11 protein-coding genes, 4 tRNA genes and 1 pseudogene are annotated in these 15,351 nt (G+C 69.1%); 9 read left to right on the top strand and 7 right to left on the bottom strand.

What is annotated here, in order from left to right:
* Positions 1–44 precede the first annotated feature (44 nt).
* From OHA61_RS20120 to OHA61_RS20110, 3 genes are all read right to left on the bottom strand, one after another.
* On the bottom strand, positions 45–515 hold the full coding sequence (locus OHA61_RS20120; protein ID WP_406304178.1) for a hypothetical protein: 471 nt from the start codon (positions 513–515) through the stop codon (positions 45–47).
* 343 nt (positions 516–858) lie between these two features.
* On the bottom strand, positions 859–1,395 hold the full coding sequence (locus OHA61_RS20115) for a fluoride efflux transporter FluC (RefSeq protein WP_406304177.1): 537 nt from the start codon (positions 1,393–1,395) through the stop codon (positions 859–861).
* Positions 1,392–1,742 carry a metallopeptidase family protein gene (locus tag OHA61_RS20110; RefSeq protein ID WP_406304176.1) on the bottom strand — a complete coding sequence of 117 codons (351 nt, stop codon included), beginning with the start codon at positions 1,740–1,742 and terminating at the stop codon, positions 1,392–1,394. The genes OHA61_RS20115 and OHA61_RS20110 overlap by 4 nt, the downstream gene beginning before the upstream one ends.
* 74 nt (positions 1,743–1,816) lie before the next feature.
* Between OHA61_RS20110 and OHA61_RS20105 the strand changes: the two are divergent.
* The 7 genes and pseudogenes from OHA61_RS20105 to OHA61_RS20075 form a co-directional block, all read left to right on the top strand.
* Positions 1,817–3,346 (top strand): annotated as a pseudogene (locus OHA61_RS20105) (metallophosphoesterase); the annotation flags it as partial.
* Positions 3,347–3,550: 204 nt separating this feature from the next.
* A tRNA-Glu gene (locus OHA61_RS20100) sits at positions 3,551–3,623 on the top strand.
* 39 nt (positions 3,624–3,662) lie between these two features.
* Positions 3,663–3,737, top strand: a tRNA-Asp gene (locus OHA61_RS20095).
* Positions 3,738–3,759: 22 nt separating this feature from the next.
* Positions 3,760–3,833 (top strand) — tRNA-Phe (locus OHA61_RS20090).
* Positions 3,834–4,024: 191 nt separating this feature from the next.
* Positions 4,025–7,942 (top strand): ATP-dependent RNA helicase HrpA, encoded by a 3,918-nt coding sequence (hrpA, locus tag OHA61_RS20085; RefSeq protein ID WP_406304175.1) that lies wholly within the window; start codon positions 4,025–4,027, stop codon positions 7,940–7,942.
* A gap of 119 nt (positions 7,943–8,061) precedes the next feature.
* A tRNA-Asp gene (locus tag OHA61_RS20080) sits at positions 8,062–8,136 on the top strand.
* 476 nt (positions 8,137–8,612) lie between these two features.
* On the top strand, positions 8,613–8,795 hold the full coding sequence (locus OHA61_RS20075) for a DUF6274 family protein (protein WP_266480908.1): 183 nt from the start codon (positions 8,613–8,615) through the stop codon (positions 8,793–8,795).
* A gap of 382 nt (positions 8,796–9,177) precedes the next feature.
* Here OHA61_RS20075 and bldC read toward each other — a convergent pair whose 3' ends face one another.
* Positions 9,178–9,384 carry a developmental transcriptional regulator BldC gene (gene bldC, locus OHA61_RS20070; RefSeq protein WP_003949541.1) on the bottom strand — a complete coding sequence of 69 codons (207 nt, stop codon included), beginning with the start codon at positions 9,382–9,384 and terminating at the stop codon, positions 9,178–9,180.
* Between the two features lie 486 nt (positions 9,385–9,870).
* Positions 9,871–10,710 carry a hypothetical protein gene (locus OHA61_RS20065; protein ID WP_324988821.1) on the bottom strand — a complete coding sequence of 280 codons (840 nt, stop codon included), beginning with the start codon at positions 10,708–10,710 and terminating at the stop codon, positions 9,871–9,873.
* A 155-nt stretch (positions 10,711–10,865) separates the two neighbouring features.
* Between OHA61_RS20065 and OHA61_RS20060 the strand changes: the two genes are divergently transcribed.
* Both OHA61_RS20060 and OHA61_RS20055 read left to right on the top strand, forming a co-directional pair.
* On the top strand, positions 10,866–11,948 hold the full coding sequence (locus OHA61_RS20060; RefSeq protein WP_389368792.1) for a Leu/Phe/Val dehydrogenase: 1,083 nt from the start codon (positions 10,866–10,868) through the stop codon (positions 11,946–11,948).
* A gap of 280 nt (positions 11,949–12,228) precedes the next feature.
* Positions 12,229–12,480 carry a DUF3073 domain-containing protein gene (locus OHA61_RS20055; protein ID WP_405599592.1) on the top strand — a complete coding sequence of 84 codons (252 nt, stop codon included), beginning with the start codon at positions 12,229–12,231 and terminating at the stop codon, positions 12,478–12,480.
* Between the two features lie 84 nt (positions 12,481–12,564).
* On the opposite strand, the gene purM is transcribed toward OHA61_RS20055, so the two are convergent.
* Together purM and purF are read right to left on the bottom strand one after the other, a co-directional pair.
* Positions 12,565–13,659, bottom strand: a complete 1,095-nt coding sequence (purM, locus tag OHA61_RS20050; RefSeq protein WP_406304174.1) for a phosphoribosylformylglycinamidine cyclo-ligase — start codon at positions 13,657–13,659, stop codon at positions 12,565–12,567.
* A 31-nt stretch (positions 13,660–13,690) separates the two neighbouring features.
* Complete coding sequence (purF, locus tag OHA61_RS20045) at positions 13,691–15,208, bottom strand: amidophosphoribosyltransferase (RefSeq protein WP_406304173.1); 1,518 nt, start codon at positions 15,206–15,208, stop codon at positions 13,691–13,693.
* Positions 15,209–15,351 lie beyond the last annotated feature (143 nt).

Below are 15,351 nucleotides of genomic sequence, written 5' to 3'. Positions count from 1 at the left end.
ACCACGTCCGAGTGACTCCGGTTACACAGGCATCCGGACGCCCCCTACATGGGTCCCACCTGCGGAGACGCCGTCGGTTCGCTCCGCATCCTCCACCTCTTTGCCGCCCACATCGCGCCCGCGCGCACCTCCGGGGCCGACGACGCCGAGGGCGGGTCGGTGGGCTCGCTCGGCGGCGGCGTGGGGCTCTCCGGTGGCGGCTCGGACGGCGACGGCTGCGGGGGCGACGGCGGTTCGGACGGGGACACCCCGCCGCGCGTCGGCTGCGGCAGCCCCGGCGGCTTGGGCCCGGGCCCGCCCCGCGTCGGCTTCGCCGCGGGCCCCACCGAGGCGCTCGGCTTCGGCGATGCCCCCTTGCCGTCCGCGCCCTTGCCTCCGGGAGTGTCCGAGCCGTCGCGCCCTCCGCCGCCATGCCGCCCGCCCGGCGCGGCGTGCCCGCCGTCCGAATCGGCGACCGTCCCGTTCCGGTCCGCGGTCGAACGGGGCGCCGGCTTCCCGCCCTCGTCGTCGCTCACGCTCATACAGCCTGCCGAGGCTGCGACCGCCAGCGAAGCGGCGATCCACACAGCCAAACGGCCTGGGGCGGACAACTGGCGCACGAGCAGCACCTCCGGAGCACGGGAATCGAGACGGGTCCCACTGCCCAACTCCCCGTGCCCCACAAGGGACACGCCCCGCGCTACAAGGCCGGCACCCCCGAGGCGCCCCCCTGGGCCACCTGCCCGGGCGCCAACTCCGCGCCCAGGCACACCGATCCGGGCCCCACCAGCAGCGACGCACCCGTATTCGCGGCCGCTGGAAAGGGCCGGCCTCCCTCGGCCCGCCACGGAATCTCATACGAAAATGTGGAGCACCAGTTCACTTGGCGACCGTCCGCGTCACGACCGTCCGCGTCGCCGAGGCTCCCAGCCACACCGCGCCCAGGGCCCCCACGACCGTCCCCGCCGCACACGCGAACGCCGTGCCCGCCTCCTCGCGTTCGAGGAGCTTGTAGAAGTCCAGCGCGTACGCCGAGAAGGTGGTGAAGCCGCCGAGTACCCCCACGCCGAGGAACGGCCGCACCAGCGGATGCGCGGGCCTGCCGCCCCGGCCACCCCGCCCGATCAGGACCATCAGCACTCCGATCAGCGCGCAGCCGACGACATTCACCCAGAAGACGGTCCACGGGAACGCGCCCGGCGCCGCCGGCCACAGCAGCGTTGCCCCATACCGCGCCAGCGATCCCGCCACGCCGCCCGCCGAGATGACGGCGAGCACGAGCCATGTGCGCCTGCCCGCGGCCCCGTCGCGCTGCGCGGGCACATGGAGATCGACATCCGGATCGACGGCCTCGGAGGACGGGCGGTGCAGGTGGTCCGGGCGGTGCGGGTGGTCCGGGTGGTCCGGGTGGCTCATCCGTAGCCCAGTGCGTGCAGCCGCTCGTCGTCGATCCCGAAGTGATGGGCGATCTCGTGCACGACGGTGATCTCCGTCTCCTCGACCACCTCCTCGCGGGACTCGCAGATCCGCAGCGTCGGCCCGCGGTAGATGGTGATCCGGTCCGGCAGCACGCCCGCGTACCACTCGCCGCGGTCGGTGAGCGGAGTCCCCTCGTAGAGCCCGAGCAGCTCGGGGTCGTCGGGGGCGGGCTCGTCCTCGACGAACACCGCGACGTTGTCCATCAGCCGCGTCAGCTCCGGTGGGATCCTGTCCAGGGCCTCGGCGACCAGTTCCTCGAACTCCTCGCGCGTCATCTCCAGCACGTGGCCATTGTCACGTACGCCGACCGGGCGGTCGCCCCGGCATGGCCGCCCGCCGGACTGGGCATACGGGACCAATGGCCCGCGAAGCCCCCGAACCGCTCCGATCGATCCGCGCAGCGCTCACCTCGATCCGCGCACCGCACACCCGGCTCCAGCGCCTCTACCGCTCACGCAACACCGGCCCCACCAGCACCCTGGTCCACAGCCCGCACCCCTGGACGCGCGCCCTCGGCCTCACCGCCGTGGTCCTTCTCGGCGCCTGGCTCGGCCTCCTGATCGTCGGCAGCGTCCGCACACCGGTCGGCCCGATGGACACGACCATGACCCTGCGCCCGTCCCTCTCCGGCGGAACGAAGATCAACGTCTCGCCGCTGGGGGCGCTGGAGCTCGACTCGCATGTCGCCCCCGTCCGCCTCGACGTCGATGTCGACCGGCTCGACCCGGTCCGCTCCCAGGCCCTTGTCGAACACCCCGAGCGCCTCTCCGGCCTCCAGGACGAGGTCGTCCACGACGTGACCGACGGCACCACCGAGCTGGCCGTCCGTTCCGTCGTCGCCGTCGTCTCCGGCGCGATGGCGCTCGGCCTCGCGGTCTACCGCCGCCCGCGCCGCGCCCTCGCCGCCGGCGGCCTCGCGCTCGCCCTGCTGGCCGGGTCCGGCGTCTGCGCGTACGCCACCTGGAACCCGAAGTCCGTCCTGGAGCCGAAGTTCTCCGGGCTCCTGTCCAGCGCCCCCTCCGTCGTCGGCAACGCCCGCTCCATCGTCACCGAATTCGACGTCTACCAGCAGGAGTTGGCGCGCCTGGTCACCAATGTCACCAAGCTGTACGACGCGACCTCCACCCTGCCGGCCTACCAGCCGGATCCCAGCACGATGCGGGTGCTGCACGTCTCGGACATCCACCTCAACCCGGCAGCGTGGCACATCATCGGCTCGCTCGTCGAGCAGTACGGCATCGACGTGATCATCGACTCCGGCGACACCATGGACCACGGCACCGCCGCCGAGAACGGCTTTCTCGACCCGATCCCCGACCTCGGCGCGCCCTATGTCTGGGTCCGCGGCAACCACGACTCCGGCACCACGCAGACGTATCTCTCCCACCTGAAGAACGTGCACGTCCTCGACGACGGCCGGGCTGTCACGGTCGCGGGCCTGCGCATCGCGGGCATCGGCGACCCCCAGTTCACCCCGGACCGCTCGGTCGTCGCCGAGGGCGACCCGGCCGAACGGATGACGGGCATTCGCCTGGCCTCCGCCCTGCGCGACCAGTCCCGCGCGGGCACCCCTGTCGACATCGCGGTCACCCACAACCCGGTCGCCGCCCGCGAGACCGACGGCGTGGTCCCGCTGGCGCTGGCAGGCCATGTCCACCACCGCGAGACGGTGGTACTCCCGCACGGCACCCGCCTGAAGATCGAAGGCTCGACGGGCGGTGGCGGTCTGCGCGCCGTACAGAACCAAGAGCCGGAGGAGGTGCGCGCGTCCGTCCTCTATGTGGACCGTACGACCAGACGACTGCAGGCGTGGGACGAGATCACGCTGGGCGGCCTCGGCCTGGCGACGGCCGAGGTCAGCCGCCATCTCCCTGAGGGCCCCCATCCATAGCGGCTGCGCCGCGGGCACCCGGGCGCGACCCCGTCCCCGAGCGTCCTCTCGCCGTCCCCGACCGCGTCGTCCCCGGGGAGACGCTGACACCGGCGGCTCCCCCGCGGGCCGGGCCTCGTAAACCGTTTTGGCGATAGCTCCCCGCATCCCATATGCTTCTCACGTCCCCGACGCGCTGCAAAGCGCCCAGGTGGGCCCTTAGCCCTCATCGTCTAGTGGCCCAGGACGCCGCCCTTTCAAGGCGGTAGCACGGGTTCGAATCCCGTTGGGGGCACGCATCACTGTGTGCGAGACTTGTGCTCGCACATTGCTTGGTCCTGTGGAGCAGTTTGGAGTGCTCGCCACCCTGTCAAGGTGGAGGCCGCGGGTTCAAATCCCGTCAGGACCGCTGCGGCTCGTAAGAGCTGCGTGGCTGGGTAGCTCAGTTGGTACGAGCGATCGCCTGAAAAGCGATAGGTCGCCGGTTCGACCCCGGCCCCAGCCACAACCCGAAAGCCCCGATCCTGTGCGGACCGGGGCTTTCCCCGTCTCCGCACCCAGTACGCCCCGCCCGGACCCACGCGAACGCCGTGCTCCCCTGGTTTCGGATCTGGACGAATCTGCTCCGTTCTGCACCGGCTCGTGGGGGAAATGCGTTCGCCAGCGCTTTCCCGGGGGTGCGATCCTGGTCTCCGTATGTCTACTTCCTTCGCAGACCTTCAGACCCTGCTGGCCGGGGCGTCACTCCGCGATGCCCACCGGCTCGGCCGTCGTCTCGAAGGCGCCCGCCGCATCCGCAAGCCCGAGGCGCGGCAGGCCGTGCTGGACGAGATCGCCACCGAGGCCGAGCGGTCCTCGGCCCGCACGGCCCTGCGCGCCACCCGGGTCCCCGAGGTCACCTACCCCGAGCAGCTTCCGGTCAGCCAGAAGAAGGACGTGATCCTGGAGGCGATACGGGACCACCAGGTCGTGATCGTCGCGGGCGAGACCGGCTCGGGAAAGACGACGCAGATCCCGAAGATCTGTCTGGAGCTGGGCCGGGGCGTACGCGGCATGATCGGCCATACGCAGCCACGAAGAATCGCCGCCCGCACGGTCGCCGAGCGGGTCGCCGAAGAACTGCGCACCCCCCTGGGCGAGGCGGTCGGCTGGAAGGTCCGCTTCACCGACCAGGTCGGCGGCGACACCTTCGTCAAGCTGATGACGGACGGCATCCTGCTCGCCGAGATCCAGACGGACCGCGAGCTGCGCGCGTACGACACGATCATCATCGACGAGGCCCACGAGCGGTCTCTCAACATCGACTTCCTGCTCGGCTATCTCGCCCAGCTGCTGCCCAAGCGCCCCGACCTCAAGGTGATCATCACCTCCGCGACGATCGACCCGGAGCGCTTCTCCCGCCACTTCTCATCGGCCCCGATCGTCGAGGTCAGCGGCCGTACGTACCCCGTCGAGGTCCGTTACCGGCCCCTGCTGGAGGACGAGAGCGAGGAGTCCGACCGCGACCAGATCACCGCGATCTGCGACGCCGTCGAGGAACTCCACGGCGAGGGCAAGGGCGACATCCTCGTCTTCCTCTCCGGCGAGCGCGAGATCCGCGACACCGCGGACGCCCTCAACAAGAAGCAGTACCGCTTCACCGAGGTGCTGCCGCTGTACGCGCGCCTCTCGCACGCCGAGCAGCACCGCGTCTTCCAGCCGCACACCGGGCGCAGGATCGTTCTCGCGACGAACGTCGCCGAGACCTCCCTCACGGTCCCCGGCATCAAGTACGTGATCGATCCGGGCACCGCCCGTATCTCCCGCTACAGCCACCGCACCAAGGTCCAGCGTCTGCCCATCGAGCGGATCAGCCAGGCCAGCGCCAATCAGCGCAAGGGCCGCTGCGGCCGTACGTCGGACGGCATCTGCATCCGGCTGTACGACGAGGACGACTTCCTGTCCCGCCCGGAGTTCACGGACCCCGAGATCCTGCGTACGAACCTGGCGTCCGTCATCCTCCAGATGACCGCGGCCGGCCTCGGCGACATCGAGAAGTTCCCCTTCATCGACCCGCCGGACCACCGCAATATCCGCGACGGTGTCCAACTCCTCCAGGAACTGGGCGCGTTCGACCCGGCGCAGAAGGACCCCAAGAAGAAGCTCACCCAGCTCGGCCGCAAGCTCTCCCAGCTCCCGGTCGACCCGCGCCTGGCCCGTATGGTCATCGAGGCCGACAAGAACGGCTGCGTACGCGAGGTCATGGTGATCGCGGCCGCGCTCTCCATCCAGGACCCGCGCGAGCGTCCCGCCGACAAGCAGACGCAGGCCGACCAGCAGCACACCCGCTTCAAGGACGAGACCTCCGACTTCCTCGCCTACCTCAACCTCTGGCGCTACATCCGCGAGCAGCAGAAGGAGCGCGGCTCCTCCAGCTTCCGCCGGATGTGCAAGCAGGAGTATCTGAACTTCCTGCGCATCCGGGAGTGGCAGGACATCTACGCACAGCTGCGTACGGTCGCCAAACAGATGGGAATTCATCTCAACGAGGAGGACGCCCCGGAGCAGTCCGTCCACACCTCGCTGCTGGCCGGTCTGCTCTCGCACATCGGGCTGAAGGACACCGACAAGAACGAGTATCTGGGCGCCCGCAGCGCCAAGTTCGCCGTCTTCCCCGGCTCGGCGCTCTTCAAGAAGCCCCCGCGCTTCATCATGTCGGCCGAGCTCGTCGAGACGTCCCGGCTGTGGGCCCGGGTCAACGCCCGGGTCGAGCCCGAGTGGATCGAGCCGCTCGCGCAGCATCTGATCAAGCGCACCTACAGCGAGCCGCACTGGGAGAAGGACGCGGCCGCCGTGATGGCGTACGAGCGCGTCACCCTGTACGGCGTGCCGATCGTCGCCCAGCGCAAGGTGAACTACGGGCGCATCGACCCCGAGACCTCGCGCGATCTCTTCATCCGCAACGCGCTGGTCGAGGGCGACTGGCGTACGCACCACAAGTTCTTCGCCGACAACCGCAAACTCCTCACCGAGGTCGAGGAGTTGGAGCACCGCGCCCGCCGCCGCGACATCCTGGTGGACGACGAGACGCTCTTCGACTTCTACGACCAGCGTGTGCCCGAACATGTCGTCTCCGGCGCGCACTTCGACTCCTGGTGGAAGCACAAGCACCAGGACGAGCCCGAACTCCTCGACTTCGAGCGCGAGATGCTCATGACCGAGAAGGCCGGGCAGGTCACCAAGGACGACTACCCCGACTCCTGGCGCCAGGGTCCGCTGAAGTTCCGGGTGACCTACCAGTTCGAGCCCGGCGCGGACGCGGACGGTGTGACCGTCCACATCCCGCTCCAGGTGCTGAACCAGGTCACGAGCGAGGGCTTCGACTGGCAGATCCCGGGGCTGCGCGAGGACGTCGTCATGGAGCTGATCCGCTCCCTGCCGAAGCCGATCCGGCGGCACTACGTCCCGGCGCCGAACTACGCGAAGGCCTTTCTGGAGCGCTCCGTACCGCTCCAGGAGCCGCTGCTCACCACGCTGGCGCGGGAGCTGCAGCGCATGGTCGGCGTGCCCGTCACGGCGGACGACTTCGATCCGACCCGGATGCCGGACCACCTGAAGATCACGTTCCGGATCATCGACGAGCGCCGCAGGAAGCTCGCCGAGAGCAAGGACCTGGACGCCCTGAAGCTCCAGCTGAAGCCGAAGGCACGCCAGGCCCTGTCCCAGGCCGCGGCGGCGACCGCGGGCCCTTCGGGCGAGTCCATCGAACGCTCGGGCCTCACCGACTGGACGATCGGCACGCTCACCCGCGTCTTCGAGACCCGGCGCGCCGGCCAGCCGGTCAAGGCCTACCCGGCCCTGGTCGACGCCGGTGAAAGCGTCTCCGTACGCCTCTTCGACACCGAGGCGGAGCAGAAGCAGGCGATGTGGCAGGGCACGCGCAAGCTGATCCTGCTCAACATCCCGGTGAACCCTGCCAAGTTCGCGTCCGACAAGCTGACCAACCAGCACAAGCTCGCGCTGTCACGCAATCCGCACGGCTCGATCCAGGCGCTCTTCGACGACTGCGCCATGGCGGCGGCGGACAAACTGATCGCCGACCACGGGGGCCCGGCCTGGGACGAGGAGTCGTACCGCAAGCTGTACGACAAGGTGCGGGCCGACCTCGTGGACGCGACCGTACGGACGGTGGGACAGGTCCAGCAGATCCTGGCCGCCTGGCAGGCCTGTGAGCGCCGCCTGAAGGCGACGAACAGTCTGACGCTGGTCAACAACGTCCAGGACGTCCGGGAACAGCTGGCGGCCCTCATGCCGGCCGGTTTCGTCACCAGGACCGGCCTGCGCAGGCTGCCGGACCTGATGCGCTATCTGGTGGCCGTGGACCGCCGCCTCCAGCAGATGCCGACGACCGTCCAGCGCGACACGACGCGCATGGAGAAGGTCCACGAGATGCAGGACGAGTACGCCTGGCTGCTGGAGCAGATGCCGCAGGGCCGACCGGTCCCGCAGGAGGTCCTGGACATCCGCTGGATGATCGAGGAGCTGCGGGTCAGCTACTTCGCGCACGCGCTGGGCACGGCGTATCCGGTCTCCGACAAGCGCATCGTCAAGGCGATCGACGCGGCGGCGCCGTGACGCGGCGGGGCGGCTTGCATCGAGTTCGACCGCACCCACTGACCTGCTGTACAGTCTCTCTCGCAGCCAACGACAGCAGCAATTTGCGGCTCCGCCGCGTGGCACCGGCTGCGAAACCTGGTCCTGTGGAGCAGTTTGGAGTGCTCGCCACCCTGTCAAGGTGGAGGCCGCGGGTTCAAATCCCGTCAGGACCGCAGTGATACGAAGGCCCGCGCCATTTGGTGCGGGCCTTCGTCGTGTCCGGGGGATTTCCCCCACCCCGCCCTCCCCCAGACTCCGTCCAGGGGGACCCCCAACCTCCCGCTCCTCAAACGCCGGAGGGGCTGAATTTCGCGTCCGGGATCACGCCTCAATCGCCGGCGGGGCTGGATGTGCCGGCCCTGCCGCACATTCAGCCCGTCCGGCGTTTGAGGACATGCGGCCGAAGGTCGCATACGGGGTCCGGGGCGAAGCCCCGCCCGGGGGTCTGGGGGCTTGCCCCCAGTTCGGGAAGGGGCGGGTAGGGGAACAGCCCCGCGCAGCGGCACCGCAGCGGCCCCGACAGGCCCGTCCGTCGACTCACGTGGCGCTGGCGCCACACCCGCCCCAGCCGTGCCCCCGTCGTCTTGACGGCGTCATCTGCCACCGGTACCCAGTGCATAGAGGACGGCACACACCGGAGGTGACGTGCATGGCGGCGTCCGCAGCGAGGCAGCACGAGACCAAGGCGCTTCTGCGCGCCCATCTGAAGGCCGCGTCCGGCTATCGGCACCGCACTCGGCACTGCCCGATCTGTCATCGCCTCTTGAGGCTCGCCATGGAGCCCTCCGCGGACACCCCCCAGCCTGAGGCCGAAGGGTCCGCCCCGGAGTGACCAACGCGCCCTGGAAAGCGCCCTAGCACGCGAGTTCGCCCGCGGCACGCTCGTCTTTGGCAAGAGGCGTGCAGTGTGACGGGTGTCACCGAACGGGTTTCCCGAAGGGGGGAATTTACCCCCTGCCTACAACCGACCAATTTAATATGTGCAATTGCACCACCTTTCGAGCACCGCCCCACCCCTTCCGGCCATCCCGCCCCCAGGGCCACATGCCGGCCGGCCACCACACCTCCCCGGGCACAAAAAAATCGCGCTGGACCCGGCGGAGTCCAGCGCGATCAATGACGAAGATGTCCGTTGGGGCGGACGCCCGTCATGTGGAGCTATAGGGGGGCTTGCCGGGATGGGGGTCCCGGAAATGCCCGATCAAATGGGGTGTTCAGGCCTCGCTACGCTGCTGCGGAATACCCGCAAGCAGTGCGCGGACCTCAGCCTCGCGATACCGACGATGTCCACCGAGCGTGCGGATGGACGTGAGCTTGCCTGCCTTCGCCCAGCGGGTCACCGTCTTCGGGTCCACGCGGAACATCGTGGCAACCTCAGCCGGGGTCAGCAGCGGCTCGGCATCAGGGGTGCGAGCGGTCATGAGCGGCCTCCTCGGGAGAACCGAACCTTCTCGGTTCTTTCCTCTAAATTCTGCACCTTGACCCGCGTTGCCCGAAATGGCGGACGCGGGCCGAGTCGGTTATAGGACGAACGGCTTGTCCTCGGCACTACAACTACACCATCTGTCCAGCCACGTCGGCCAAACCGACGGAATTGCCCTCTGAGTGTCCAACAGCGGCGGAAGGCCGATGGACCGTGCCATAGCGGACAGTCACGTCACAGTGACGATCAGTCACAGAGCGATCAGGAGTCGTCAGACCCCCCGTAGAGTGCAATGCCGAGTATTCCGCCCATAGTTGGACGGAAGGAGCCCTCCCCGGACTCCTTGTCCTATTTTGACACGAGGGTAGGTGATGGGCGCAAGAGCCCAGTAAGTGCCGTCCGTCACGCTTGAGACAAAGGCCCGGATCGGGACCTACGTCCTGGACCGATGGCTTCCGTGGGGCTCAATGGTCCCCAGAAACCCTCAGTTGGCGAACTGAAGGTCCCTCACGGCCCGCCAGCGATCCACGAGGCGCGCGTACGCCTCGCCCGCGCCCTCGCCGTCCCCGGCCCTCAGCGCGGCGATCCCCTCGGCCAGATCCGCTGCCGACCGGTCTTCCGCGAGCTGCGGTCCTGTCAGCGCGTGGACCAGGCCGCCGTAGTCCAGCTCGACCAGGGAACGCGGATGGAATTCCTCCAGCCACCGCCCCACATCTACCAGGCCCTCTGTCAGCCGGCCCTCGTCGATCGTCTCCCGCAGTGTCTTCAGCGCCCGTGCCACCCGACGCCTGGCCTGCACCATCGGCGTCCGGTAGCGCAGCACGGCCGCCGCGGGCCCGGCCGGCTCGTACTGGCGCTCTTCGTCCGAGAAGAGCGCGAACCAGCGCACCGGCACCTGCCAGACCGCCGTCCTGATCCACGGCCGCGCGTCGGGGTTGCGCTCGCGCCATTGCTCGTAGTCCGCGGCCGCCTGCCCGCGCACCACCGGCGGCAGCACCGCGTCGAGCAGCGGCGCGGGCAGCTGCTCGGCCAGATCCTCCAGCGCCAGCCAGCCGCGCAGCCGGGTCCGCCACGGGCAGACGCAGACCACCCCGTCCACCTCCGTGACGAAGGCGTCGCCGCTCTCGTGGACCGGCACCGGGACCGGCGGTGTGGGCAGCAAGTCGGCGAGCGATCGCCGTAGTTCGTCCTGCGCAGTGGGGGTGCGCTCCCGGCGGGCGTAGCGGGCCCAGTGGCTCCGCTCCGGCTCGGGAAAGGCCGCCAGCGGCTCGTACACCCGCAGGTAGGCCGCATACGGGACAAGGACCGAGGACAGCGCTGGCATGGGGCAAATCCTTCCACGCCGGTACTCCGCCAGGGGGTGATCCTCAGCACTGGGTCGGATCTACGCGCGCGTAGGACTTACCCTCTGTCCCAACTGGGCCTTCCCCACCCACAGGAAGGTCCGCATCCGCCGCTTCGTACTTGGGAGTCACCACCGTGACCGATGTGACCGACGGCGTCCTGCACACCCTGTTCCGATCGGACCAGGGCGGCCACGAGCAAGTCGTGCTGTGCCAGGACCGCGCCTCCGGGCTGAAGGCCGTCATCGCCATCCACTCGACCGCCCTGGGCCCTGCCCTCGGCGGCACCCGTTTCTATCCGTACGCGTCCGAGGAAGAGGCCGTCGCCGACGCGCTGAACCTCTCCCGGGGGATGTCGTACAAGAACGCCATGGCCGGGCTCGACCACGGCGGCGGCAAGGCCGTGATCATCGGTGACCCCGAAACGATCAAGACGGATGAGCTGCTGCTGGCTTATGGCCGGTTCGTGGACTCTCTCGGTGGCCGTTATGTCACCGCCTGCGACGTCGGCACGTATGTCGCGGACATGGACGTCGTGGCCCGCGAGACGCGCTGGGCCACCGGGCGCTCGCCCGAGAACGGCGGCGCCGGCGACTCCTCCGTGCTGACCGCCTACGGCGTCTTCCAGGGCATGCGGGCCTCGGCCCAGCACCTGTGGGGCGACCCGACGCTGCACGGCCGCAAGGTCGGCATCGCGGGCGTCGGCAAGGTCGGCCACCACCTGGTCGAGCATCTGCTCAAGGACGGCGCCGAGGTCGTGATCACGGATGTGCGTGAGGAGTCCGTACGCCGGATCCTCGACAAGCACCCGCAGGTCATGGCGGTCGCGGACACGGACGCCCTGATCCGCACGGCGGGCCTGGACGTCTACGCCCCCTGCGCGCTCGGCGGGGCCCTGAACGACGAGTCCGTGCCCGCGCTCACCGCGAAGGTCGTCTGCGGCGCGGCGAACAACCAGCTCGCGCACCCGGGCGTGGAGAAGGACATCGCGGACCGCGGGATCCTCTACGCCCCCGACTACGTGGTGAACGCCGGTGGCGTGATCCAGGTCGCCGACGAGCTGCACGGCTTCGACTTCGACCGCTGCAAGGCGAAGGCCGCGAAGATCTTCGACACCACGCTCGCAATATTCGCACGTGCGAAGGAAGACGGCATTCCGCCGGCCGCTGCGGCCGACCGGATCGCCGAACAGCGCATGGCGGAAGCCCGCCGCCGCTGATCCTCGCCGGACCTCGGCCCGCCGCCCCGGGAGAGAAGACTCACCCCGGTCGGCGGGTCGACTGCCAAGAAGAGGTTAAAATCGCAGTTGACCAGCGAGGACGGGGCTCCTCGCGGGTTCTGCGAAGTGGCGCGTCATGCGGGCGGCGTACCGTATGGCCGCGGAAGCAGGTACCGTTGAAGCCCTACGGACCGGTCTCTCCACGGAGAGCCCGTTCCGAATCATGAACGCGTGTCAAGACTCTGGGGCCGTCGAGCCCCGTCACCGAGGGGGTCGAGCCATGGGGCGCGGCCGGGCCAAGGCCAAGCAGACAAAGGTCGCCCGCCAGCTGAAGTACAACAGCGGCGGGACTGACCTGTCGCGTCTGGCCAACGAGCTGGGCGCATCGCCTTCGAGTCAACCACCGAACGCTGAGCCGTTCGAGGATGACGACGAGGAAGATGACCCGTACGCACAGTACGCGGATCTGTACAACGACGACGATGACGAGGACGAAGAGTCCGGTCCGTCGTCGCAGCGCCGCGGCGCTTGACGTACGTACACCTCAAATAGCACTGCCACGTGACCCGGTCAGGGGTGTTCGCCCCGGACCGGGTTTCGCGCTGCCCCTGTGGGCTCAGTTCGCGTAGTCCCCGGTCAGGGTCGCACCGGTGGTGTGCTCGCCGCGGTCGGTGATCTCTCCGGCGATCCAGGCGTCGACGCCCCGATCCGCGAGCGTGGTCAGCGCCGCGTCCACCGACTCCTCGGGGACGACGGCGATCATGCCCACGCCCATGTTGAGCGTCTTCTCCAGCTCCAGTCGCTCGACATCGCCGGCCGTGCCGACGAGATCGAAGACGGCGCCGGGGGTCCAGGTCGACCGGTCGACGACCGCGTGCAGATTGTCCGGAATCACCCGGGCGAGGTTGTTGGCAAGACCGCCGCCGGTGACATGGCTGAAAGCGTGCACCTCGGTGGTCCGGGTGAGCGCCAGGCAGTCCAGCGAGTAGATCTTGGTGGGCTCGAGCAGTTCCTCGCCCAGCGTCCGGCCGAACTCCTCGACCTGCTGGTCCAGGGACATCTTCGCCCGCTCGAACAGGACATGGCGGACCAGCGAGTACCCGTTGGAGTGAAGGCCGGAAGACGCCATCGCGATGACCGTGTCACCCGTACGGATACGATCCGCGCCCAGCAGGCGGTCGGCCTCGACCACGCCCGTACCGGCGCCCGCGACATCGAAGTCGTCCTCGCCGAGAAGGCCGGGGTGCTCGGCCGTCTCGCCGCCGACCAGAGCGCAGCCCGCCAGCACACAGCCTTCGGCGATGCCCTTGACGATGGCGGCGACCCGCTCGGGGTGGACCTTGCCGACGCAGATGTAGTCGGTCATGAAGAGCGGCTCGGCGCCGCAGACGACCAGGTCGTCGACGACCATGCCGACGAGGTCGTGGCCGATCGTGTCGTACACGCCCATCCTGCGGGCGAGATCGACCTTCGTGCCGACGCCGTCGGTGGCGGAGGCGAGCAGCGGGCGCTCGTACCGCTTGAGGGCGGAGGCGTCGAAGAGACCGGCGAAACCGCCGAGGCCGCCGAGGACCTCGGGACGCCGGGTCTTCTTCACCCACTCCTTCATCAGCTCGACGGCGCGGTCGCCCGCTTCGATGTCGACGCCCGCGGCCGCGTAGCTGGCACCGGTGCCCGCGTGCTCAGCACGCTCGGAAGATTCAGCGGTCATTGCTGGGAGCTTTCGTGTCGTACTGCGGGGGTTACGGACGACGGAGCGCGTCGGCGGCATCGGAACCGCCCGCCAGCTCGGTCTCCAGAAGCTGCTTACCGAGCAGCTCGGGATCGGGAAGATCCATCGGGTACTCGCCGTCGAAGCAGGCGCGGCACAGATTCGGCTTGGCGATGGTGGTCGCCTCGATCATGCCGTCGATGGAGATGTACGAGAGCGAGTCCGCGCCCAGCGACGTGCCGATCTCCTCGATCGTCATGCCGTTGGCGATCAGCTCGGCGCGGGTGGCGAAATCGATGCCGAAGAAGCAGGGCCACTTCACCGGCGGGGACGAGATCCGGATGTGGACCTCGGCGGCGCCGGCCTCGCGGAGCATCTTGACCAGGGCGCGCTGGGTGTTGCCGCGGACGATCGAGTCGTCGACGACGACCAGGCGCTTGCCCCGGATGACTTCCTTGAGGGGATTCAGCTTGAGGCGGATGCCGAGCTGGCGGATGGTCTGGGACGGCTGGATGAAGGTGCGGCCGACGTAGGCGTTCTTCACCAGGCCGGAGCCGTAGGGGATGCCGCTGGCCTCGGCGTAACCGATGGCGGCGGGGGTGCCGGACTCGGGTGTCGCTATCACCAGATCGGCCTCGACCGGGGCTTCCTTGGCGAGCCTGCGGCCCATCTCCACACGGGAGAGATAGACGTTCCGGCCGGCGATGTCGGTGTCGGGGCGAGCCAGGTAGACGTACTCGAAGACACAGCCCTTGGGCTTCGCTTCTGCGAAGCGGGAGGTGCGGATGCCGTTCTCGTCGATGGCGATGAGCTCGCCCGGCTCGATCTCGCGGACATAGCTGGCGCCGCAGATGTCGAGGGCGGCGGACTCGCTCGCGACGACCCAGCCGCGGTCCAGGCGGCCGAGGACGAGCGGGCGGATGCCCTGCGGGTCGCGGGCGGCGTACAGGGTGCTCTCGTCCATGAAGACCAGCGAGAACGCGCCCAGCACCTCCGGCAGCACCTTGGCGGCCGCCGCCTCGATGGTGAGCGGCTTGCCGTCGTCGTCGACCTGGCCCGCGAGGAGCGCGGTGACCAGATCGGTGTCGTTGGTCGCGGCGACCTGGGTGGACCGGCCGTTCTCCTTGGGGAGAGCCGCGACCATCTCGGCGAGCTGGGCGGTGTTGACGAGGTTTCCGTTGTGGCCGAGTGCGATCGAGCCGTTGGCGGTGGCCCGGAAGGTCGGCTGGGCGTTCTCCCACACGGAGGCGCCCGTGGTCGAGTAGCGGGCGTGACCGACCGCGATATGACCCTTGAGGGAGCCAAGAGAGGTCTCGTCGAAGACCTGGGAGACCAGGCCCATGTCCTTGAAGACGAGGATCTGGGAGCCGTTGCTCACCGCGATTCCCGCGGATTCCTGGCCTCGATGTTGGAGGGCGTAGAGCCCGAAGTAAGTGAGCTTCGCGACCTCTTCACCCGGGGCCCAGACACCGAAGACGCCGCAAGCGTCCTGGGGGCCTTTCTCACCGGGGAGCAGGTCGTGGTTGAGTCGTCCGTCACCACGTGGCACGGCACCGAGTGTAGGCGAGATCGACCACTGGTCCGAATTGGGGATACGCGGGGGACTCGCACGGAGGATGGTCCGCGGCGCTGTTCGACCATGCGGCCTCTTGGTGACCGGACCGTCACGCTGCTGGAGCACCGACGCGTTGA

This window comes from Streptomyces sp. NBC_00885, assembly GCF_045207475.1.
In the GTDB taxonomy this organism is placed as follows: domain Bacteria; phylum Actinomycetota; class Actinomycetes; order Streptomycetales; family Streptomycetaceae; genus Streptomyces.
Note: the sequence above shows the minus strand (reverse complement) of the source record. Positions and strands in the feature narration are given on the sequence as shown.